Raw genomic sequence first — 21,229 nt, 5'->3', positions numbered from 1 at the left:
ACGGGGGCCTTGTAGGATCGGCGGCCTGTAGTGGGGGGGAACGTATTTTCTGATACGCCCACGGAGTTCGGTCATGCCCGCCCGTGGGTCCTTCTCTCTCCTGCAAGCATCCTTACTGCGACAGGAGATCCTGAGTGACATCTACCTCTCGAAGAGCCCGCAGAGCTCTTCCGGCGGCCGCCGCCGCACTCGCGCTGGGAAGTGCGGTGCTCACGGCGGCTCCGGCCGAGGCGACCGACCCGGCTCCGCTTCCGGCCCCCCGGGCCGCGCAGAAGCCGGCCGGCGCCTCCCAGGCCGAACTCCTCCGGCGGATCGAGGGCGCCCAGGCCGCGCTGAAGGAGGACAGCACCACCCCGGCGGCCGAGCCCGAGGCCGACGCAAGCCCCTCTGCGTCCACCTCGACCACCGTCGATCCGAAGATCATCGGTGGTACGCAGGCCAGCATCTCCGAGGCGCCGTGGATGGTGCAGCTGCACTACTACGACGACAAGGGCACCGCGGACACCTCCGACGACGAGGGCTACTTCTGCGGTGGCACGCTGGTGGCCCCTGCCAAGGTCCTCACCGCCGCGCACTGCGTGTACGGGCTGGACTGGAGGAACAAGGGCGCCATCCTGGCCGGCACCAGCCAGCTGCCGGACGGCAGTGATCTGCACGGCGGCCAGGTCGCCAACGTGGCACGCCAGTGGGTCAGCCCGACGTTCGACCTCGCCACCGTCACCGGCGGCGACCTCGCGGTGCTGACGCTGGACAGGCCGCTGCCGTACAAGACGCTCCAGGTGACGTCCAGCTCCGACACCGTCTCGTACAAGTCCGGCACCCCGGCGACCGTCTACGGCTGGGGGCGCACCAGCTCCACCAGCGACGACATCTCGCTGACGCTGAAGAAGGCGTCCGTGCCGATGCAGGCGGACTCCGCCTGCACGTCGTACTACGGCGCCGACTTCGTGCCCGGCCAGATGGCCTGCGCCGGCGACCCGGCCACCGGCCAGGACGCCGGTACGGTCTCGCCGTGCAACGGTGACTCCGGTGGCCCGCTGGTGGTCAACGGCCGCATCGCGGGCGTGGTGTCGTGGGGCGTCGAGGACTGTGTGGAGTCGGGCGCGTACAGCGTCTACGCCAAGACCCGTTCCTACGTGGGCGCGATCAACGAGCGCGTCGACGACACGGACCTCAACTTCGACGGACTGGCGGACCTGTTCGCCCGTACGTCCGGCGGCGAGGCGTTCGAGTACTACGCGCGTCCCGGCGCCACGCTGGGCAACCGCTACTCGCTCGGCGACTGGAGCGGCGTCAACCTGGTCCGTCAGGCCGACCTCAACCGGGACACGTATCAGGACTACCTGATCCGCACCCCGGACGGCTCGCTGTACTTCTTCGGTTTCAACGGCGTCGACAGCTACGAGACGCTCCGCATCGGCGGCGGCTGGAACGTCATGAAGAACATCGTCGTTCCCGGCGACCTGTCCGGCGACGGTCTGCCCGACCTGCTCGCCCAGGACAACAACGGCGACCTGTGGATGTACCCGGGCAAGGGCAACGGGTTCTTCGGCACCCGCATCAAGGCCGGCTGGGGGTGGGGCGCCCTGACCATCTTCGGCAAGGGCGACTACACCAACGACGGCAAGCCCGACCTGCTGGCCCGCGACAGCTCCGGCACCCTGTGGCTCTACCCGGGCCGCGGTGTGGGCAGCTGGCCGCTGGGCAGCCGGGTCAAGGCCGGCTGGGGCTGGAACTTCAACGCCTACGTCACCACCGGTGACGTCAACGGCGACGGCAAGGCCGACCTGGTGACCCGGGACGGCTCGGGCAACCTGTGGCTGTACCCCGGCCGCGGTGTCGCCTCCATGCCGTTCACGGGCAGCACCCGCGTCAAGGTCGGCTGGGGCTGGCAGGGCTTCAACCTGTTCGGCTGACCCCGCCACCACGCCCGTCCAGGGCACCGAGGGCCGCTCCGGGATCTCCCGGGGCGGCCCTTCCTGTGGGTCCGCTGTGCGTTTCCCGTGCGTTCCCGTCGTTTCCTGTGCCAATCGCTACAGGGGAGACATGTGGGGATGTGCAACCCCCTGCCCGCCGCGCCCGTCTCAGTGGACGGAGTGAAGATGGAGCCGTAGGGAACCCGAGGTGTACATGTCCGCCAAGAGCACGCCGGAGCCCGGCATACGTCGTCACCGCTCCCGTGGCCGCCGCAAGGCCCGGGGCAGGCGGGGGAGCCTGGCGGTGGCGGCTTGGGTGGCCGCGGGCGTCGTCGTGCTCGGCGGGGCCGGCGCCGGCTTCCTGTACCTCAAGCTCAACGGCAACATCACCAGCGTCGACATCAACCAGGTGCTGGGCACCGACCGCCCCGCCAAGCCCGGCAACGGCTCCGAGAACATCCTGGTCCTCGGCTCGGACACCCGCTCCGGCGCCAACAAGGAGCTCGGCGGCGGCCCCGACGACGGCAGCGCCCGGTCCGACACCGCGATGGTCGTCCACGTGTACGAGGGCCGTGAGAAGGCCACCGTGGTCTCCATCCCCCGCGACACGCTCATCGACCGCCCCGAGTGCACGGACGTCCGCGGTGTCACCCACGACGCGGCCCGCAGGGTGATGTTCAACTCGGCGTACTCCACCGGCGGCGCGCCCTGCGCGGTCAAGACGGTCGAGTCGCTCACCGGGATCCGCATGGACCACTACCTGGAGGTCGACTTCTCCGGCTTCCGGAAGCTGATCGACGAACTGGGCGGCGTGGAGATCACCACCACCAAGGACATCGACGACCCCGACAGCCACCTGAGGCTGAAGGCCGGAACCCACACCCTCGACGGCGAGCAGGCCCTCGGCCTGGTCCGTACCCGGCACGGTGTGGGCGACGGCTCCGACCTCGGCCGCATCCAGCTGCAGCAGGCCTTCGTCAAGGCGCTCATCGAGCGGGTCGACCACATCGGCGTGCTCACCAGCCCCAAGAAGCTGTACGACCTCGCCGACGCGGCCACCAAGGCCGTCACCACCGACTCCGACCTCGGCTCGGTCACCTCCCTGATGTCCTTCGCGGACGGCCTGAAAGGCATCGGCGCCGACAACATGACCATGATCACCCTGCCGGTCCGCTACGACGCCGACGACCCCAACCGCGTCGTCGTCGTCCCGGCCAAGGCCCGGCAGGTCTGGACGGCCCTGAAGCACGACCGGCCGGTCCCCGGGACGGCGACCGAGGGCACGGCCACCGGCGACGCCCGGGGCGTGGCCACCCCCTGAGGGGGAGGGGCCGTACCTGCACGGGCACCCCAGTGCGGGCACGGCCGGCTGCCCGGGCTCCCCGGGCCGGCGCCGGGAATACTTCCGCCCACCCCCCGGTTTGGGCTGATGGCGCCAGTCCTGGCAGACTGGTACGTCGGCTCCGGTTCACGCTCTCGCAGCCCGCGACGGCGACCCGGCGCCCTCCCGAAACCTAGGAGACACCTTGAAGCGCGACATCCACCCCGAGTACGTCGAGACGCAGGTCAGCTGCACCTGCGGCGCGTCGTTCACCACCCGGAGCACCATCGAGTCCGGCACCATCCGTGCCGAGGTCTGCTCCGAGTGCCACCCGTTCTACACGGGCAAGCAGAAGATCCTCGACACCGGTGGCCGTGTGGCCCGCTTCGAGGCCCGCTTCGGCAAGGCTGCCGCCGGCTCCAAGAAGTAGCGAGCCCCTTTTCGCCGGTCCACGGCCGCGCCCCCGCCCGGGGTGCGTCCGGGACCGGCGTTTTTGGTCGCCCGCCACTTCACCCCCCGTACGCACACAGGAGCCCCAAGATGTTCGAGGCCGTCGAGGAACTGGTCACCGAGCACGCTGACCTGGAGAAGAAGCTCGCGGACCCCTCGGTCCACGCCGACCAGGCCAACGCGCGCAAGCTCAACAAGCGCTACGCCGAGCTCACCCCGATCGTCGCCGCCTACCGCTCCTGGAAGCAGACCGGCGACGACATCGAGACCGCCCGCGAACTCGCCGCCGACGACCCGGACTTCGCGGCCGAGGTCAAGGACCTCACCGAACAGCGCGAGGAGCTGACGGAGAAGCTCCGCCTGCTGCTCGTCCCGCGCGACCCGAGCGACGACAAGGACGTCATCCTGGAGATCAAGGCGGGCGCCGGCGGCGACGAGTCCGCCCTGTTCGCCGGGGACCTGCTGCGCATGTACCTGCGGTACGCCGAGCGCGTCGGGTGGAAGACCGAGATCATCGATGCCACCGAGTCCGAGCTGGGCGGCTACAAGGACGTCCAGGTCGCCGTGAAGGCCCGCGGCCAGCTGGAGCCCGGGCAGGGCGTCTGGGCCCGGCTGAAGTACGAGGGCGGCGTGCACCGCGTGCAGCGCGTCCCCGCCACCGAGTCCCAGGGCCGCATCCACACCTCCGCCGCCGGCGTCCTCGTCACCCCCGAGGCCGAGGAGGTGGACGTCGAGATCAACCCGAACGACCTGCGCGTCGACGTCTACCGCTCCTCCGGGCCCGGCGGGCAGTCCGTCAACACCACCGACTCCGCCGTGCGCATCACGCACATCCCCACCGGGGTCGTCGCCTCCTGCCAGAACGAGAAGAGCCAGCTGCAGAACAAGGAGCAGGCGATGCGTATCCTGCGCTCCAGGCTGCTCGCCATGGCGCAGGAGGAGGCGGAGAGGGAGGCCGCCGACGCCCGCCGAAGCCAGGTCCGCACCGTCGACCGCTCCGAGAAGATCCGCACCTACAACTTCCCGGAGAACCGCATCTCGGACCACCGCGTCGGCTTCAAGGCGTACAACCTGGACCAGGTCCTGGACGGCGAACTCGACGCGGTGATCCAGGCGTGCATCGACGCGGACTCGGCGGCGAAGCTCGCGGCCGCGTAAGGACCCTGAGGACCCCCCTACGCACGAACCAGTACGACACGGAGGACTCGCGTGAACCTGCTGCTCGCGGAGGTGGCCCAGGCCACCCAGCGGCTGGCCGACGCCGGCGTGCCCTCGCCGCGCACCGACGCGGAGGAGCTCGCCGCGTTCGTGCACGGCGTCAAGCGCGGCGAACTCCACAGCGTGAAGGACTCCGACTTCGACGCCCGGTACTGGGAGGTCATCGCCCGGCGCGAGCAGCGCGAGCCGCTGCAGCACATCACCGGGCGGGCCTACTTCCGCTATCTGGAGCTCCAGGTCGGGCCGGGCGTCTTCGTGCCCCGGCCCGAGACCGAGTCCGTGGTCGGCTGGGCCATAGACGCGGTGCGCGCCATGGACGTGGTCGAGCCCTGCATCGTCGACCTGTGCACCGGCTCCGGCGCCATCGCCCTCGCGCTCGCCCAGGAGGTCCCGCGCTCGCGGGTGCACGCCGTGGAGCTCTCCGAGGACGCCCTGGTGTGGACCCGCAAGAACATGGCCGGCTCCCGGGTCGACCTGCGCCAGGGCAACGCCCTGGACGCCTTCCGCGACCTCGACGGCCAGGTCGACCTGGTCGTCTCCAACCCGCCGTACATCCCGCTCACCGAGTGGGAGTACGTCGCCCCGGAGGCCCGCGACTACGACCCCGAGCTGGCGCTGTTCTCGGGCGAGGACGGCCTCGACCTGATCCGGGGCATCGAACGCACCGCGCACCGCCTGCTGCGGCCCGGCGGCGTCGTCGTCATCGAGCACGCCGACACCCAGGGCGGCCAGGTGCCGTGGATCTTCACCGAGGAGCGGGGCTGGGCCGACGCGGCCGACCACCCCGATCTCAACAACCGGCCGCGCTTCGCGACCGCGCGCAAGGCGCTGCCGTGACCACCCCCACTTCGATCCCGCAGTACGTGTACGAGGAGGCCCGCTAGTTATGGCTCGGCGATACGACACCAACGACGCGACCGACCGTGTGACCGGTCTGCGCGAGGCCGCGTCCGCCGTCCGCCGGGGCGAGCTCGTGGTGCTGCCCACGGACACGGTCTACGGCATCGGCGCCGACGCCTTCGCCAAGGACGCCGTCGGCGACCTGCTGCAGGCCAAGGGCCGGGGCCGCAACATGCCCACCCCCGTGCTGATCGGCTCGCCCAACACCCTGCACGGCCTGGTCACCGACTTCTCCGAGCTGGCCTGGGAGCTGGTCGACGCGTTCTGGCCGGGCGCTCTCACGCTCGTCGCCAAGCACCAGCCGTCCCTGCAGTGGGACCTGGGCGACACCCGGGGCACCGTCGCCGTGCGCATGCCGCTGCACCCCGTCGCCATCGAGCTGCTCACCGAGGTCGGCCCGATGGCCGTGTCCTCTGCCAACCTCACCGGCCACCCCGCGCCGGAGAACTGCGACGAGGCGCAGGGCATGCTCGGCGACTCCGTCTCCGTCTACCTCGACGGCGGCCCCACCCCCGGCAACGTCCCCTCGTCGATCGTGGACGTCAGCCGCGAGGTGCCGCTGCTGCTGCGCGAGGGGGCCATCTCCGCCGACGATCTGCGCAAGGTGGTACCCGACCTCGAGGTGGCCAATTGACAGCCCCTGACGCGGGGCGTGGCATAGGCGGCGGGGAACGGGCCGCGGAGATCACGACGACCTTCGTCGGGCTGCCGCGCGACTGCTTCCGCATCCTGCACGTCAGCACCGGCAACGTGTGCCGCTCGCCCATCACCGAGCGGCTGACCCGCCATTTCGTGGCGGAGCGGCTCGGCATGCTCGGCGGCGCGGTGATCGTGGAGAGCGCCGGCACCTGGGGGCACGAGGGCGCGCCCATGGAGTCGCACGCGGAGACCGTGCTCGCCGACTTCGGCGCGGACGCCTCCGGGTTCGTGGGGCGCGAACTGCTCGACGAGCACGTCATCATGGCGGACCTGGTGCTGACGGCCACCCGCGACCACCGGGCGCAGGTGATCTCCATGGGGCACTCGGCGGGGCTGCGGACCTTCACCCTGAAGGAGTTCACCCGGCTGGTGAGGGCCATAGACCCGACCACGCTGCCGCCGCTGGAGGACGGGGTGGTCGTCCGCGCGCGAGCCCTGGTGCGGGCCGCCGCTGCGCTGCGGGGCTGGCTGCTGGCGCCCACCGCCGAGGCGGACGAGGTGTACGACCCCTACGGGGCGCCGCTGACGTTCTTCCGGTCGATCGGGGACGAGATACACCAGGCACTGGATCCGGTGGTGACCGCACTGACCGGGGTGCCGGCCCGGACCGGGTGAAGAACACGGGCGACACGTGACGTACCGGCCTACATTGGACGTACGTCAGCGTCGACGCGTCCGGAGTGCACCATGACGGTCAGTCACACCCTCGAAACCGACGTCCTGCGCCGGCAGGACCCCGAACTGGCCGAGATCCTGTACGCGGAGCGGACGCGGCAGGCGCGCACGCTGCAGCTGATCGCCGCCGAGAACTTCACCTCGCCGGCCGTGCTGTCCGCGCTCGGCTCGCCCCTGGCGAACAAGTACGCGGAGGGCTATCCGGGTGCCCGGCACCACTCCGGCTGCGAGATCGTCGACGTGGCCGAGCGGATCGCCGTGGACCGGGCGAGGGAGCTGTTCGGCGCTGAGCACGCCAACGTCCAGCCGCACTCCGGCTCGTCGGCCGTGCTGGCCGCCTACGCGGCGCTGCTGCGTCCCGGCGACACCGTGCTGGCCCTCGGTCTGCCGCACGGCGGCCACCTCACCCACGGCTCGCCCGCGAACTTCTCCGGCCGCTGGTTCGACTTCGTCCCCTACGGGGTGGACGCCGAGACCGGCCTCATCGACTACGACCAGATGCGCACCCTCGCCCACACCCACCGGCCGAAGGCGATCGTGTGCGGCTCGATCGCCTATCCGCGCCACATCGACCACGCGTACTTCCGGGCCGTGGCCGACGAGGTGGGCGCCTGTCTGATCGCCGACGCCGCGCACCCCATCGGGCTGGTCGCGGGTGGCGCGGCGCCCAGCCCGGTGCCGTACGCCGACATCGTGTGCGCCACGACGCACAAGGTGCTGCGCGGCCCGCGCGGCGGCATGCTGCTGTGCGGCGCGGACCTGGCCGAGCGCGTCGACCGGGCCGTCTTCCCGTTCACCCAGGGCGGGGCGCAGATGCACACCATCGCCGCGAAGGCGGTCGCGTTCGGCGAGGCGGCGACACCGGCGTTCGCCGCGTACGCCCATCAGGTGGTCGCCAACGCGCGAGCGCTCGCCGCCGGTCTGGCGGCCGAGGGGATGGCGGTCACCACCGGGGGTACCGACACCCATCTGATCACCGCGGACCCGTCCCCGCTGGGCGTCGACGGCCGCACCGCGCGGGGCCGGCTGGTGGCCGCCGGGATCGTCCTGGACTGCTGCGCCCTGCCCCACGCGGACGCCCGCGGCCTGCGCCTGGGCACCGCGGCGGTGACCACGCAGGGCATGGGGGAGGCCGAGATGGCGCGGATCGCGGCCCTGATGGCGGGCGTACTGCGGGAGGAGGCCGACGCCAAGCGGGTCCGGGAGGACGTGCGGGACCTGACGGCGGCGTTCCCGCCGTACCCTGACTGAACGGGTCCGAGCCGGTGTCCGTACCCCTTGGGAGCCGGTTACCCGGGGTACTCACAGCCTTGCGTGCAACCATCCTGGCTACCCGGAAGTCCCCAACCGTATGCGGCCGTCGCTAGGGTGTGAGGCTGAGATGGCCAGCGAGACCTGTGGGGAAGCCCGTGCGTGAATACCTGCTGACGCTGTGCGTCACGGCCGCGGTGACGTATCTGCTGACGGGGCCGGTACGCAAGTTCGCGATCGTGGCCGGGGCGATGCCGGAGATCCGGGCGCGTGACGTGCACCGGGAGCCCACTCCACGGCTCGGTGGGATCGCGATGTTCTTCGGTCTGTGCGCGGGTCTGCTGGTCGCCGACCACCTGACCAACCTCAACGAGGTCTTCGAGCGGTCGAACGAGCCGCGCGCGCTGCTGTCCGGGGCCGCGCTGATCTGGCTGATCGGCGTCCTCGACGACAAGTTCGAGATCGACGCCCTGATCAAGCTGGGCGCGCAGATGATCGCCGCGGGCGTGATGGTCGTGCAGGGTCTGACGATCCTGTGGCTGCCCATCCCGGGTGTCGGCACCGTCGCGCTGACCCAGTGGCAGGGCACGCTGCTGACGGTGGCGCTGGTCGTGATCACGATCAACGCGGTGAACTTCGTGGACGGGCTGGACGGGCTCGCGGCCGGCATGGTGTGCATCGCGTCGGCGGCGTTCTTCATGTACGCCTACCGCATCTGGTACGGCTACAACATCGAGGCCGCGGCGCCCGCGACGCTGTTCTCCGCGATCCTGATGGGCATGTGCCTGGGCTTCCTGCCGCACAACATGCACCCGGCGCGGATCTTCATGGGCGACTCGGGGTCGATGCTGATCGGGCTGGTGCTGGCGGCGGGCGCGATCTCGGTCACCGGTCAGGTGGACCCCGATGTGATGAAGCTGTTCTCCGGGTCCGAGCGCAACTCCGTGCACCAGATGGTGCCGGTGTACATCCCGCTGCTGATGCCGCTGACCATCATCGCGATCCCGGCGGCCGACCTGATCCTGGCGATCGTACGGCGCACCTGGCGCGGCCAGTCGCCGTTCGCGGCGGACCGGGGCCATCTCCACCACCGCCTCCTGGAGATCGGCCACTCCCACAGCCGCGCCGTGCTGATCATGTACTTCTGGTCGGCGCTGATCGCGTTCGGCGCGCTGGCCTACTCCGTCAACTCGGCGTCCATGTGGATCGTCCTCGGCATCGTGTTCCTCAGCGCCATCGGCCTGGTGCTGCTTCTGCTGCCCCGGTTCACGCCGCGCGCCCCGATGTGGGCGCAGTCCTTCGTACCGCCGCGGTACCGGCGGCGCCGGCCGGTCGCCGGGGTGGTGGAGACGGTCCCGGCGGACGAGGAGGAGGCGCGTACGCCGGTGGCCGCCGGGGTGTCCGGTGTCAATGGGGCGTCGGCCGTGGGTCCTCGGTCAAGGTAAGAATCTGACTAGAGCATTGCCCATTCATGGGGGAGCGAATCGGGCCAATACCAGACAAGAGGTCTCGGTTCTCGCTCAGACGCGCACTGTCACTCTCACGTGTGACAGCCAGCACACCAACCAGGTAAAGACCTCATCAAATAGTTTGTGATACGGTTCACGAGAACCCCGGACAGAGCCGAAGGACCCCAGTGCGATGGGCCCTTCGCCGAGGTCTGACCGCCTCGCGCCGGGACTACGCTCGTCCATGACGACACCCCTGCCCCCCGTTGAAAGCGGAGTTGCCGCCATGCCGTCCAACGACGTCCGGATCCTTGCCCAGGCCGCTGTGCCCACAGCCGCCGTCGGCGCGATCGCCGCCGTCGTCAGCGGTGTGGTCGCGGGTGGAAAAGGAGCGATCGGCGCCGTCGTGGCGACGGTCATCGTGATCCTTTTCATGGGGCTCGGTCTCTACGTCCTGCAGCGCACCGCCAAATCGCTTCCGCATCTGTTCCAGGCGATGGGACTGATGCTCTACGCGGCCCAGATTCTTCTGCTGTTCATCTTCATGGCCGCGTTCAAGAACACCACGCTGTTCCACCCGAAGGCGTTCGCGTTCACCCTGCTCGCCGGCACTCTTGCCTGGATCGCGGCACAGACGCGGGCGCATATGAAGGCCAAGATCCTCTACGTCGAACCCGAAAAATCGGGGCACTCGTCGTGAGGGGTAGGGCCGGGATAAAGACGCCTGAGAGATCCTGCTATCGTCCGGTGCCAACTGCGGCATCGCGGGCGCGGGCATCCGAGCTGACGCCTGTTCCATCGCGAGGCGAGATGCCCCCCAGCCGCCCCCACATCCGTAACACCAGTCCCGTGCCGAACCGCGGCCGTACGCCGCGCCGACACAACGAGGTTGCCGTACCTATGCGCCACGCTGAAGGAGCCCGCGGTGAGTGCTGACCCGACGCAGGTGCTCGCCTTCGAGACCGACTGCCACATCTTCGACGGCTGTGGCTTTCCCTCTCCCGGCCTGCACTCGTTCCTGTTCGAGCCCCTGTGGGGAGACGGGGACAGCAACCTGTACTTCAACAAGACGATGCTGCTGGCGCTGCTGGGTTCCGTCGTCATCGTCGGGTTCTTCTGGGCCGCCTTCCGCAAGCCGAAGGTCGTCCCGGGCAAGCTCCAGATGGTCGCCGAGGCCGGCTACGACTTCATCCGGCGCGGTGTCGTCTACGAGACGATCGGCAAGAAGGAAGGCGAGAAGTACGTCCCGCTCGTCGTCTCGCTGTTCTTCTTCGTCTGGATGATGAACCTCTGGGCGATCATCCCGGTGGCCGCCTTCCCGGTCACCGCGATCATCTCCTACCCGGCGGCCCTCGCGGGGATCGTCTACGTCACCTGGGTGTCGCTGACCTTCAAGAGGCACGGTTTCGTCGGCTTCTTCAAGAACGTCACCGGTTACGACAAGTCGCTCGGCGCGGTGCTCCCGCTGGCCATGCTGATCGAGCTCTTCTCGAACCTGCTGATCCGCCCGTTCACCCACGCCGTGCGACTGTTCGCCAACATGTTCGCCGGGCACACCCTGCTGCTGCTCTTCACGATCGCCAGCTGGTACCTGCTGAACGGCATCGGGATCGCCTACGCGGGTGTCTCGTTCGTCATGACTGTAGTGATGACCGCCTTCGAGCTGTTCATCCAGGCGCTGCAGGCCTACGTGTTCGTCCTGCTGACCTGCACCTACATCCAGGGCGCCATGGCCGAGCACCACTGAGCCACTGCCCTCCCACCTCCACAGATCGTCCGGTGGCCAACCCCCACCGGTCCGTAAAGAAAAGGAAGAACTGGCATGCAGACCCTTGCTGCTGTTGAAGGCTCCCTCGGCTCCATCGGTTACGGCCTCGCCGCGATCGGCCCGGGCGTCGGCGTCGGCATCATCTTCGGTAACGGCACCCAGGCCCTGGCCCGCCAGCCCGAGGCCGCCGGCCTGATCCGTGCCAACCAGATCCTCGGCTTCGCCTTCTGTGAGGCGCTCGCCCTGATCGGTCTGGTCATGCCGTTCGTCTACGGCTACTGATCTCCGAAGCCAGACCAGCCGACTAGACGAAAGGCACACACATGAGCCCGTTGCTCACGGTTGCGGCCGAGGATATGGAGAACCCCCTCGTCCCGCCGATCCCCGAGCTTGTCATCGGCCTTATCGCCTTCGTCATCGTCTTCGGCTTCCTTGCCTGGAAGCTCCTCCCGAACATCAACAAGGTTCTGGAGGAGCGCCGCGAGGCCATCGAGGGCGGTATCGAGAAGGCCGAGGCCGCGCAGACCGAGGCCCAGAGCGTCCTCGAGCAGTACAAGGCCCAGCTCGCCGAGGCCCGGCACGAGGCCGCGCGCCTGCGCCAGGAGGCGCAGGAGCAGGGTGCCGCGCTGATCGCCGAGATGCGGGCCGAGGGCCAGCGCCAGCGCGAGGAGATCGTCGCGGCCGGCCACGCCCAGATCGAGGCCGACCGCAAGGCCGCCGCGCAGGCGCTCCGCCAGGACGTCGGCACGCTCGCCACCGAGCTGGCCGGCAAGCTCGTCGGCGAGTCCCTCGAGGACCACGCCCGGCAGAGCCGCGTGATCGACCGCTTCCTCGGCGAGCTCGAGGAGAAGGCCGAGGCCGCGCGATGAACGGAGCGAGCCGCGAGGCACTGGCAGCCGCACGCGAGCGTCTCGACGCGCTGACCGACGCCACGTCCGTGGACGCGGCGCAGCTCGCCGACGAGCTGGCGGCCGTCACCGCGCTGCTCGACCGCGAGGTGTCGCTGCGTCGGGTCCTCACCGACCCGGCGCAGGCCGGCGAGGCCAAGGCCGAACTGGTCCAGCGTCTGCTCGGCGCCCAGGTCAGCGGCACGGCCGCCGACCTGGTGGCCGGCATGGTGCGCTCGCGCTGGTCGCAGTCGCGCGACCTGGTGGACGCGCTGGAGGAGCTGGCGAACACCGCCGACCTCACCGCCGCACAGCGCGCCGGCACGCTCGACAACGTCGAGGACGAGCTGTTCCGCTTCGGGCGGATCGTCTCCGGCAACACCGAGCTGCGCGCCGCGCTGACGGACCGGAAGGCCACCGTCTCGGCCAAGGGCGAGCTGCTGCGCAGCCTGCTCGGCGGCCGGGCCGACGCGGCCACCGTCCGTCTGGTCACGCGTCTGGTGACCGCGCCGCGGGGACGTAGCCTGGAAGCGGGCCTGGACTCCCTGTCCAAGCTCGCCGCCGAGCGCCGCGACCGCATCGTGGCCGTCGTCACCTCGGCGGTGCCGCTGAGCGACGTGCAGAAGCAGCGCCTGGGCGCCGCCCTGGCGAAGCTGTACGGCCGCACGATGCACCTCAACCTCGACGTCGACCCCGAGGTCGTCGGCGGGATCCGGGTGCAGGTCGGTGACGAGGTCATCAACGGCTCCATCGCGGACCGCATCGAGGACGCCGCCCGCCGCATGGCGAGCTAGCAGCACTCAGCAACTTCATAGCCAGAACGTACTTAACGGCCCTGGTTGGGCCGTGCAGAGGATTCACCTCTTATTGGGGGGAGTCCCGAACTCGTGGAATACCCCCAAGTGAAACTTCGGGCCCAACAAGGAGAGCAGGGAACCCAGATGGCGGAGCTCACGATCCGGCCGGAGGAGATCCGGGACGCACTGGAGACCTTCGTCCAGTCGTACAAGCCGGACGCGGCCTCGCGCGAGGAGGTCGGTACGGTCACCGTCGCCGGCGACGGTATCGCCAAGATCGAGGGTCTGCCCTCGGCCATGGCGAACGAGCTGCTGAAGTTCGAGGACGGCTCCCTCGGTCTCGCGCTGAACCTGGAAGAGCGCGAGATCGGTGCGGTCGTCCTGGGCGAGTTCAGCGGCATCGAGGAGGGTCAGCCGGTCACGCGCACCGGTGAGGTCCTCTCCGTCGCGGTCGGCGAGGGCTACCTCGGCCGCGTCGTCGACCCGCTCGGCAACCCGATCGACGGCCTCGGCGAGATCGAGACGTCCGGTCGCCGCGCCCTCGAACTGCAGGCCCCCACGGTCATGCAGCGCAAGTCGGTGCACGAGCCGATGGAGACCGGCTACAAGGCCGTCGACGCGATGACCCCGATCGGCCGTGGTCAGCGTCAGCTGATCATCGGCGACCGCCAGACCGGCAAGACCGCCCTGGCCGTCGACACGATCATCAACCAGCGTGACAACTGGCGCTCCGGCGACCCGAAGAAGCAGGTCCGCTGCATCTACGTCGCCATCGGCCAGAAGGGCTCGACCATCGCGTCGGTCCGCCGCGCGCTGGAGGAGAACGGCGCGCTGGAGTACACGACCATCGTCGCCGCCCCGGCGTCCGACCCGGCCGGCTTCAAGTACCTCGCCCCGTACACCGGCTCGGCCATCGGCCAGCAGTGGATGTACGAGGGCAAGCACGTCCTGATCATCTTCGACGACCTGTCGAAGCAGGCCGACGCCTACCGCGCCGTCTCCCTGCTGCTGCGCCGCCCGCCGGGCCGCGAGGCCTACCCGGGTGACGTCTTCTACCTGCACTCCCGGCTGCTGGAGCGCTGCGCCAAGCTCTCCGACGACATGGGCGCCGGTTCGATGACCGGTCTGCCGATCGTCGAGACCAAGGCCAACGACGTCTCGGCGTTCATCCCGACCAACGTCATCTCCATCACCGACGGCCAGTGCTTCCTGGAGTCGGACCTGTTCAACGCCGGTCAGCGCCCCGCGCTGAACGTCGGTATCTCCGTCTCCCGAGTCGGTGGTTCCGCGCAGCACAAGGCGATGCGCCAGGTCTCCGGCCGCCTCCGCGTGGACCTCGCCCAGTTCCGCGAGCTGGAGGCGTTCGCCGCCTTCGGTTCCGACCTGGACTCCGCGTCCAAGGCCCAGCTGGAGCGCGGCCAGCGCATGGTCGAGCTGCTGAAGCAGGCCCAGTACGCGCCGATGGCCACCGAGGACCAGGTCGTGTCGATCTGGGCCGGCACCAACGGCCGTATGGACGACGTCCCGGTCAACGACATCCGCCGCTTCGAGAAGGAGCTGCTGGAGTACCTGCACCGCAAGGAGCAGGGCCTGATGACCTCCATCAAGGAGGGCGCCAAGATGTCGGACGACACCATCCAGGCGATCGACGACGCCGTCGCGGAGTTCAAGAAGCAGTTCGAGACCTCGGACGGCAAGCTGCTCGGCGAGGACACGGCCGTCAGCGTCTCCAAGTGACGTAAGGAAGGGACCTGACTCATGGGAGCCCAGCTCCGGGTCTACAAGCGTCGCATCCGATCCGTCACCGCGACCAAGAAGATCACGAAGGCGATGGAGATGATCGCCGCCTCGCGCGTCGTCAAGGCGCAGCGCAAGGTGGCGGCCTCCACGCCGTACGCGACCGAGCTCACCCGCGCGGTCACGGCGGTCGGTACCGGTTCGAACACCAGGCACCCGCTGACCACGCAGGCCGAGACGGTCGTGCGGTCCGCGGTGCTGCTCCTGACGAGTGACCGCGGCCTCGCCGGCGCGTTCAACTCCAACGCCATCAAGGCGGCGGAGCAGCTCACCGCGCGCCTCGAGCGCGAGGGCAAGCAGGTCGACACGTACATCGTCGGCCGGCGCGGTGTCGCCCACTACAACTTCCGCGAGCGCAAGATCGCGGAGCAGTGGACGGGCTTCACCGACGAGCCGACGTACGCGGACGCCAAGAAGGTCGCGGCCCCCCTGATCGAGGCCATCGAGAAGGACACGGCGGACGGCGGCGTGGACGAGCTCCACATCGTCTACACCGAGTTCGTGTCGATGATGACGCAGACGGCGGTCGACTCCCGCCTGCTGCCGCTCAGCCTCGACGAGGTGGCGGCGGAGAAGCCTCAGAACGAGATTCTCCCGCTGTACGACTTCGAGCCCTCCGCGGAGGACGTCCTCGACGCCCTGCTGCCGCGCTACGTGGAGAGCCGGATCTACAACGCGCTGCTCCAGTCGGCCGCCTCCAAGCACGCCGCCACGCGGCGCGCGATGAAGTCGGCCACCGACAACGCCGGAGAGCTCATCGAGACGCTCTCGCGGCTTGCCAACGCGGCCCGCCAGGCCGAAATCACCCAGGAAATCAGCGAGATCGTCGGTGGCGCGAGTGCCCTGGCCGACGCGACCGCGGGGAGTGACAACTAATGACCACCACTGCTCAGACGGCCACGGCGACGGGCCGCGTCGCGCGGGTCATCGGCCCGGTCGTCGACGTGGAGTTCCCCGTCGACGCGATGCCGGACATCTACAACGCCCTTCACGTCGAGGTGGCCGACCCGGCCAACGCCGGCGAGAAGAAGACGCTGACCCTGGAGGTCGCCCAGCACCTGGGTGACGGCCTGGTCCGCACCATCTCCATGCAGCCCACCGACGGTCTGGTCCGCCAGGCCCCGGTCACCGACACGGGCACGGGCATCACCGTCCCGGTCGGCGACTTCACCAAGGGCAAGGTGTTCAACACCCTCGGTGAGGTGCTGAACGTCGACGAGTCCTACGACGGCGAGCGCTGGTCCATCCACCGCAAGGCGCCGAACTTCGACGAGCTCGAGTCGAAGACCGAGATGTTCGAGACCGGCGTCAAGGTCATCGACCTGCTGACCCCGTACGTCAAGGGCGGCAAGATCGGTCTGTTCGGCGGCGCCGGCGTCGGCAAGACGGTGCTCATCCAGGAGATGATCTACCGCGTCGCCAACAACCACGACGGTGTCTCCGTGTTCGCCGGTGTCGGCGAGCGCACCCGTGAGGGCAACGACCTCATCGAGGAGATGTCGGACTCCGGCGTCATCGACAAGACCGCGCTGGTCTTCGGTCAGATGGACGAGCCGCCGGGCACCCGTCTGCGCGTCGCGCTGGCCGGCCTGACCATGGCCGAGTACTTCCGTGACGTCCAGAAGCAGGACGTGCTGTTCTTCATCGACAACATCTTCCGCTTCACGCAGGCCGGTTCCGAGGTGTCGACCCTGCTCGGCCGCATGCCCTCCGCGGTGGGCTACCAGCCGAACCTGGCCGACGAGATGGGTCTCCTCCAGGAGCGCATCACCTCGACCCGCGGTCACTCGATCACCTCGATGCAGGCGATCTACGTCCCCGCGGACGACCTGACCGACCCGGCCCCGGCCACCACCTTCGCCCACCTCGACGCGACGACGGTTCTGTCCCGTCCGATCTCCGAGAAGGGCATCTACCCGGCCGTGGACCCGCTGGACTCCACGTCCCGCATCCTGGACCCGCGCTACATCGCGCAGGACCACTACGACGCCGCCATGCGCGTCAAGACGATCCTGCAGAAGTACAAGGACCTCCAGGACATCATCGCGATCCTCGGTATCGACGAGCTCGGCGAGGAGGACAAGCTCGTCGTCCACCGTGCCCGTCGCGTGGAGCGCTTCCTGTCCCAGAACACCCACGTCGCCAAGCAGTTCACCGGCGTGGACGGTTCGGACGTGCCGCTGGACGAGTCGATCGCCGCGTTCAACGCGATCTGCGACGGCGAGTACGACCACTTCCCGGAGCAGGCGTTCTTCATGTGCGGTGGTCTCGAGGACCTCAAGAAGAACGCGAAGGAACTGGGCGTCTCCTGACCCCGGTACCTGTGTGACGTAAGAGGGGGCGGGTTCGTCCCGCCCCCTCAGTCACGCCCATTAGACTTGTAACTGACACCCGGCGAGAGCGCCGGGTGGTGACCCGAGGAGCCACCCTTGGCTGCTGAGCTGCACGTCGAGCTGGTCGCCGCGGACCGCCAGGTCTGGTCCGGCGAGGCCACCCTGGTCGTCGCGCGCACCACGTCCGGCGACATCGGCGTCATGCCCGGTCACCAGCCGCTGCTCGGTGTGCTGGAGTCGGGCCCGGTGACCATCCGTACGAGTGAAGGTGGGACGGTCGTCGCCGCGGTGCACGGCGGTTTCGTCTCGTTCGCGGACAACAAGCTGTCGCTGCTGGCCGAGATCGCCGAGCTGTCGGACGAGATCGACGTCCAGCGTGCCGAGCGGGCCCTGGAGCGCGCCAAGACGAAGGCCGACGCCTTCGCCGAGCGCCGCGCGGAGGTCCGCCTGCGGGCGGTGGCGGCGCGCTGACACAGCCTGCCACGCGTGACGTATCTCAGCCGCGGCTGGAACCGGAGCGATCCGGTCCCAGCCGCGGCTGAGGTGAATCCGGGTGTTTTTTATATTCCGTTACCTGTTCCGCGATCTAGGAGACGAGGAGGTCGGTGTCGATGGTCCTCGCTCTGACTGTGTGCGGAATCGTCGTCGCCCTGGTGGTGCTGGGGTTGTTCGTCTTCGGCCTGCGCCGCAGACTCATCCAGCGCTCCGGCGGCACCTTCGACTGCTCCCTGCGCTGGGACGTGGCGGAGAACCCCGACACCAGTGGCAAGGGCTGGGGCTACGGTGTGGCCCGCTACAGCGGTGACCGCGTCGCGTGGTTCCGCGTCTTCTCCTACGCCTACCGGCCGCGCCGTGTGCTGGAGCGGGCCTCCGTCGAGGTGGCCGGCCGTCGGCTGCCCGAGGGCGAGGAGGAGCTGGCGCTGCTCTCCGACGCGGTGATCCTCACCTGTCTGCACCAGGGCGTCCGGCTGGAGCTGGCGATGAGCGAGGACGCCCTGACCGGTTTCCTGGCCTGGCTGGAGGCGGCGCCCCCCGGGCAGCGGGTGAACGTGGCCTGATCACCCGCCCGAGCGGTCTCGCAACGACGAAGCCGCGGCCGGACTCGTGGTCCGGCCGCGGCGTCCTGGGGCCGCGGTGGGTCTACCGCAGGCCGCTGTCGATGGCGCTCACCAGCTCACCGTTGCCGGTGTCGCCACTGAACTCCCAGAAGAAGGCGCCGCCCAGGCCCTGGTTCTTGGCCCAGGTCATCTTGGCGCCGATGGTGGCGGGGGTGTCGTACGACCACCAGTTGGTGCCGCAGTGCGCGTACGCGGTGCCGGCGACGGTGCCGGTGGCCGGGCAGGAGTTCTTGAGGACCTTGTAGTCCTCGATGCCCTGCTCGTAGGTGCCGGCCGCCGGGCCGGTCGCGGTGCCGCCGGGGGCGTCCTGGGTGACGCCGGTCCAGCCGCGGCCGTAGAAGCCGATGCCGACGAGCAGCTTGCTCGCGGGCACGCCCTTGGCCTTGTACTTGGCGATGGCGTCGGCGGTGGTGAAGCCCTGCTGCGGGATGCCCGCGTACGAGGTGAGCGGGGAGTGCGGGGCGGTCGGGCCCTTGGCCTCCCAGGCGCCGAAGAAGTCGTACGTCATCACGTTGTACCAGTTGACGTACTGTGCGGCGCCCGCGTAGTCGGCGGCGTCGATCTTGCCGCCGGAGGAGCCGTCGGCGGTGGTGGCCGCGGTGATCAGGTAGTTCTGGCCGAACTTGGCGCGCAGCGCCGACATCAGGTTCTTGAAGGCAGCCGCCCCGCTGGTGTCACAGCTCAGACCGCAGGCGTTCGGGTACTCCCAGTCGATGTCGATGCCGTCGAAGACGTCGGCCCAGCGCGGGTCCTCGACCAGGTCGTAGCAGGACTGGGCGAACGCGGCCGGGTTGGCCGCCGCCTGGCCGAAGCCGCCGGACCAGGTCCAGCCGCCGAACGACCACAGCACCTTGATGTGCGGGTACTTGGCCTTCAGCTTGCGCAGCTGGTTGAAGTTGCCGCGCAGCGGCTGGTCCCAGGTGTCGGCGACGCCGTCGACGGAGAGGTCGGCGGTGAACGCCTTGTCGTAGTCGGCGTAGGAGTCGCCGATCGCGCACTTGCCGCCGGTGACGTTGCCGAAGGCGTAGTTGATGTGCGTGATCTTGGACGCGGAGCCGGAGGTCACCAGGTTCTTGACGTTGTAGTTCCGGCCGTAGATGCCCCACTCGGTGAAGTAGCCGAGCTTGACCTTGTCGCCGGTGGGCGGGGGCTCGGTGGAGCCGCCGGTGGTGCGCACGGCGACCGAGCCGCTGACCGGTCCGGTCTGGTCGGCGGTGTCGCGGGCCTGGACGGAGTAGGAGTAGTCGGTGCCGGCGGTCAGGCCGCTGTCGGTGTACGACGTGGTGGTCACGGTGGCGACCTTGCTGCCGCCGCGCAGCACGTCGTAGTTCTTGACGCCGTTGTCGTCGGTGGCCGCCGACCAGGTCAGCTTGACCGAGGTGTCGGTGACGTTCGAGGCGGTCGGGGTGCCCGGGGCGGACGGGGCGGAGTCGCCGGGGAGCGAACCGCCGTCACAGCTGCCGCCGTTGAGCTTGCAGTCGGCCGGGGAGCCGGAGCCGGCGCCGTTGAAGCCGAAGGAGACCGAGGCCCCCGGGGCGAGCGTGCCGTTCCAGGACTTGTTCTTGGCGGTCCAGTGGTTGCCGGCGGAGGTGACGTCGGCGTCCCAGGCGGAGGTGACGGACGTGCCGGTGGGGAAGTCCCACTCGACGGTCCAGGAACTGAGCGAGGTGGTCCCGGTGTTCTTGACGGTCCACTTGCCTTCGAAGCCGGTGCCCCAGTCCTGGGTCTTGGCGTAGGTCGCGGTGGCGGACGTGGCGGCCTCGGCGGGCGCCGCGAGCCCGACCAGTCCGGCGAGTGGGAGCAGCAGGGTGGCGAAGCCGGCCGCCGCTTTGTGTCTGAAGCGCATCCTGCGCCTCCTCTTGTCGTCCTCGTACGAGGTGTGGGGTGCCGTGGGCATGACTGAGCCTTCAGCCCACAGTGCGGCGAGAATAGAAAGGTCTGGACCATAGGTCAATAGGTCTGGACCACTGGACCGGCGGCGGTCACCGGGTCCCGGTCACAGACCCAACTCCCTGGCGAGCACCGCCGCTTGCACCCGGCTGCGCAGCTCCAGCTTCGCCAGCAACCGGCTGACGTGCGTCTTCACCGTCGCCTCCGCCATCCGCAGCCGCTCCGCGATCGCCGCATTGGACAGCCCCTCGCCGAGGCACGACAGCACCTCGCGCTCCCGCCGCGTCAGCCCCTCCAGAACCGCCCCGTCCGTATCCGGCCGCCGCGCGGAACCGGCCGCGAACTCCGCGATGAGCCGGCGCGTCACGGCCGGCGCGACGATCCCCTCACCGGCCGCCACCGTCCGCACCGCCGCGATCAGATCGCGTGCCTCGGTGTTCTTCAGCAGGAAGCCGGCGGCCCCCGCCCGCAGCGCGCCGAACACGTACTCGTCGAGGTCGAACGTGGTCAGCACCAGCACGTCGGCCAGCCCCTCCCCGACCACCTGCCGGGTCGCCGACACCCCGTCCAGACGCGGCATCTGAACGTCCATCAGCACCAGGTCCGGACGCAGCCGCCGGGCCAGCGCCACCGCCTCCTCGCCGTCCGCCGCCTCGCCGACCACCTCGACGCCGGGCGCGCTGCGCAGGATGAGCACCAGTCCGGCGCGCACGGCGGACTGGTCCTCGGCGACGAGGACACGGATGGCGGGACTCATACGG

Annotated in this window: 21 protein-coding genes; 19 read left to right on the top strand and 2 right to left on the bottom strand. The window is 69.6% G+C overall.

Annotated elements, in window-relative coordinates:
• The first annotated feature begins 134 nt into the window (after positions 1-134).
• The 19 genes from ACSLTV_RS24665 to ACSLTV_RS24575 all read left to right on the top strand — a co-directional run bounded on the left by ACSLTV_RS24665 (position 135) and on the right by ACSLTV_RS24575 (position 18,518).
• Positions 135-1,916, top strand: a complete 1,782-nt coding sequence (locus ACSLTV_RS24665) for a trypsin-like serine protease (protein ID WP_432155834.1) — start codon at positions 135-137, stop codon at positions 1,914-1,916.
• Positions 1,917-2,130: 214 nt separating this feature from the next.
• Positions 2,131-3,237, top strand: coding sequence for an LCP family protein (locus ACSLTV_RS24660; protein WP_435612900.1), 1,107 nt, complete (start codon positions 2,131-2,133; stop codon positions 3,235-3,237).
• Positions 3,238-3,442: 205 nt separating this feature from the next.
• On the top strand, positions 3,443-3,667 hold the full coding sequence (gene rpmE / locus ACSLTV_RS24655) for a 50S ribosomal protein L31 (RefSeq protein ID WP_019326867.1): 225 nt from the start codon (positions 3,443-3,445) through the stop codon (positions 3,665-3,667).
• Between the two features lie 110 nt (positions 3,668-3,777).
• The gene (gene prfA, locus ACSLTV_RS24650) at positions 3,778-4,845 is read left to right on the top strand and encodes a peptide chain release factor 1 (RefSeq protein ID WP_432134109.1); all 1,068 of its coding nucleotides are present in this window, start codon (positions 3,778-3,780) and stop codon (positions 4,843-4,845) included.
• A 51-nt stretch (positions 4,846-4,896) separates the two neighbouring features.
• Positions 4,897-5,742 carry a peptide chain release factor N(5)-glutamine methyltransferase gene (gene prmC / locus ACSLTV_RS24645; protein WP_432134110.1) on the top strand — a complete coding sequence of 282 codons (846 nt, stop codon included), beginning with the start codon at positions 4,897-4,899 and terminating at the stop codon, positions 5,740-5,742.
• Between the two features lie 49 nt (positions 5,743-5,791).
• Positions 5,792-6,439: an L-threonylcarbamoyladenylate synthase gene (locus ACSLTV_RS24640; protein ID WP_435612899.1), complete on the top strand. Its 648-nt coding sequence runs from the start codon at positions 5,792-5,794 to the stop codon at positions 6,437-6,439.
• Positions 6,436-7,119 carry a protein-tyrosine-phosphatase gene (locus tag ACSLTV_RS24635; protein ID WP_432134112.1) on the top strand — a complete coding sequence of 228 codons (684 nt, stop codon included), beginning with the start codon at positions 6,436-6,438 and terminating at the stop codon, positions 7,117-7,119. Before ACSLTV_RS24640 ends, ACSLTV_RS24635 begins: the two co-directional genes overlap by 4 nt.
• Positions 7,120-7,191: 72 nt before the next feature.
• Positions 7,192-8,430: a serine hydroxymethyltransferase gene (gene glyA / locus ACSLTV_RS24630; RefSeq protein WP_432155832.1), complete on the top strand. Its 1,239-nt coding sequence runs from the start codon at positions 7,192-7,194 to the stop codon at positions 8,428-8,430.
• 158 nt (positions 8,431-8,588) lie between these two features.
• Entirely contained in the window at positions 8,589-9,875 is a 1,287-nt protein-coding gene (locus ACSLTV_RS24625; RefSeq protein ID WP_432134114.1) for an MraY family glycosyltransferase, read from the top strand.
• Between the two features lie 289 nt (positions 9,876-10,164).
• Positions 10,165-10,578, top strand: a complete 414-nt coding sequence (locus ACSLTV_RS24620) for a hypothetical protein (RefSeq protein WP_432155911.1) — start codon at positions 10,165-10,167, stop codon at positions 10,576-10,578.
• Positions 10,579-10,803: 225 nt separating this feature from the next.
• A complete protein-coding gene (gene atpB, locus ACSLTV_RS24615) occupies positions 10,804-11,625 on the top strand; it encodes a F0F1 ATP synthase subunit A (protein ID WP_432134115.1) in 822 nt (273 codons plus the stop codon).
• Between the two features lie 75 nt (positions 11,626-11,700).
• Entirely contained in the window at positions 11,701-11,928 is a 228-nt protein-coding gene (atpE, locus tag ACSLTV_RS24610) for an ATP synthase F0 subunit C (protein WP_398859966.1), read from the top strand.
• A 41-nt stretch (positions 11,929-11,969) separates the two neighbouring features.
• Entirely contained in the window at positions 11,970-12,515 is a 546-nt protein-coding gene (locus tag ACSLTV_RS24605; RefSeq protein ID WP_432134116.1) for a F0F1 ATP synthase subunit B, read from the top strand.
• The gene (locus ACSLTV_RS24600) at positions 12,512-13,327 is read left to right on the top strand and encodes a F0F1 ATP synthase subunit delta (RefSeq protein ID WP_432134117.1); all 816 of its coding nucleotides are present in this window, start codon (positions 12,512-12,514) and stop codon (positions 13,325-13,327) included. The genes ACSLTV_RS24605 and ACSLTV_RS24600 overlap by 4 nt, the downstream gene beginning before the upstream one ends.
• Positions 13,328-13,474: 147 nt before the next feature.
• A complete protein-coding gene (gene atpA, locus ACSLTV_RS24595) occupies positions 13,475-15,067 on the top strand; it encodes a F0F1 ATP synthase subunit alpha (RefSeq protein WP_435612898.1) in 1,593 nt (530 codons plus the stop codon).
• A 21-nt stretch (positions 15,068-15,088) separates the two neighbouring features.
• Positions 15,089-16,003: a F0F1 ATP synthase subunit gamma gene (locus ACSLTV_RS24590; RefSeq protein WP_432134119.1), complete on the top strand. Its 915-nt coding sequence runs from the start codon at positions 15,089-15,091 to the stop codon at positions 16,001-16,003.
• Positions 16,003-17,439 (top strand): F0F1 ATP synthase subunit beta, encoded by a 1,437-nt coding sequence (gene atpD, locus ACSLTV_RS24585; RefSeq protein WP_432134120.1) that lies wholly within the window; start codon positions 16,003-16,005, stop codon positions 17,437-17,439. The genes ACSLTV_RS24590 and atpD overlap by 1 nt, the downstream gene beginning before the upstream one ends.
• 117 nt (positions 17,440-17,556) lie before the next feature.
• Positions 17,557-17,931 carry a F0F1 ATP synthase subunit epsilon gene (locus tag ACSLTV_RS24580; RefSeq protein WP_432134121.1) on the top strand — a complete coding sequence of 125 codons (375 nt, stop codon included), beginning with the start codon at positions 17,557-17,559 and terminating at the stop codon, positions 17,929-17,931.
• A gap of 140 nt (positions 17,932-18,071) precedes the next feature.
• Positions 18,072-18,518 (top strand): DUF2550 domain-containing protein, encoded by a 447-nt coding sequence (locus ACSLTV_RS24575; protein ID WP_432134122.1) that lies wholly within the window; start codon positions 18,072-18,074, stop codon positions 18,516-18,518.
• A gap of 82 nt (positions 18,519-18,600) precedes the next feature.
• Here ACSLTV_RS24575 and ACSLTV_RS24570 read toward each other — a convergent pair whose 3' ends face one another.
• Positions 18,601-20,424 carry a glycosyl hydrolase family 18 protein gene (locus tag ACSLTV_RS24570; protein WP_432155830.1) on the bottom strand — a complete coding sequence of 608 codons (1,824 nt, stop codon included), beginning with the start codon at positions 20,422-20,424 and terminating at the stop codon, positions 18,601-18,603.
• A gap of 150 nt (positions 20,425-20,574) precedes the next feature.
• On the bottom strand, positions 20,575-21,225 hold the full coding sequence (locus ACSLTV_RS24565) for a response regulator (protein ID WP_432134124.1): 651 nt from the start codon (positions 21,223-21,225) through the stop codon (positions 20,575-20,577).
• Positions 21,226-21,229: the final 4 nt, after the last annotated feature.

Origin of the sequence: Streptomyces sp. bgisy159 (assembly GCF_965341775.1) — a bacterium.
GTDB lineage: Bacteria > Actinomycetota > Actinomycetes > Streptomycetales > Streptomycetaceae > Streptomyces.
The sequence above is the reverse complement of the archived record's forward strand: the minus strand, read 5'-3'. Positions and strand labels throughout refer to the sequence as shown.

Coding starts and splice junctions, on each gene's coding strand:
- ACSLTV_RS24600 (WP_432134117.1), top strand. CDS start 12,512: ATGAACGGAGCGAGCCGCGAGGCACTGGCAGCCGCACGCGAGCGTCTC.
- prfA (WP_432134109.1), top strand. CDS start 3,778: ATGTTCGAGGCCGTCGAGGAACTGGTCACCGAGCACGCTGACCTGGAG.
- ACSLTV_RS24570 (WP_432155830.1), bottom strand. CDS start 20,424: ATGCGCTTCAGACACAAAGCGGCGGCCGGCTTCGCCACCCTGCTGCTC.
- ACSLTV_RS24575 (WP_432134122.1), top strand. CDS start 18,072: ATGGTCCTCGCTCTGACTGTGTGCGGAATCGTCGTCGCCCTGGTGGTG.
- atpD (WP_432134120.1), top strand. CDS start 16,003: ATGACCACCACTGCTCAGACGGCCACGGCGACGGGCCGCGTCGCGCGG.
- atpE (WP_398859966.1), top strand. CDS start 11,701: ATGCAGACCCTTGCTGCTGTTGAAGGCTCCCTCGGCTCCATCGGTTAC.
- glyA (WP_432155832.1), top strand. CDS start 7,192: ATGACGGTCAGTCACACCCTCGAAACCGACGTCCTGCGCCGGCAGGAC.
- ACSLTV_RS24640 (WP_435612899.1), top strand. CDS start 5,792: ATGGCTCGGCGATACGACACCAACGACGCGACCGACCGTGTGACCGGT.
- ACSLTV_RS24660 (WP_435612900.1), top strand. CDS start 2,131: ATGTCCGCCAAGAGCACGCCGGAGCCCGGCATACGTCGTCACCGCTCC.
- ACSLTV_RS24565 (WP_432134124.1), bottom strand. CDS start 21,225: ATGAGTCCCGCCATCCGTGTCCTCGTCGCCGAGGACCAGTCCGCCGTG.
- ACSLTV_RS24590 (WP_432134119.1), top strand. CDS start 15,089: ATGGGAGCCCAGCTCCGGGTCTACAAGCGTCGCATCCGATCCGTCACC.
- ACSLTV_RS24605 (WP_432134116.1), top strand. CDS start 11,970: ATGAGCCCGTTGCTCACGGTTGCGGCCGAGGATATGGAGAACCCCCTC.
- ACSLTV_RS24620 (WP_432155911.1), top strand. CDS start 10,165: ATGCCGTCCAACGACGTCCGGATCCTTGCCCAGGCCGCTGTGCCCACA.
- atpA (WP_435612898.1), top strand. CDS start 13,475: ATGGCGGAGCTCACGATCCGGCCGGAGGAGATCCGGGACGCACTGGAG.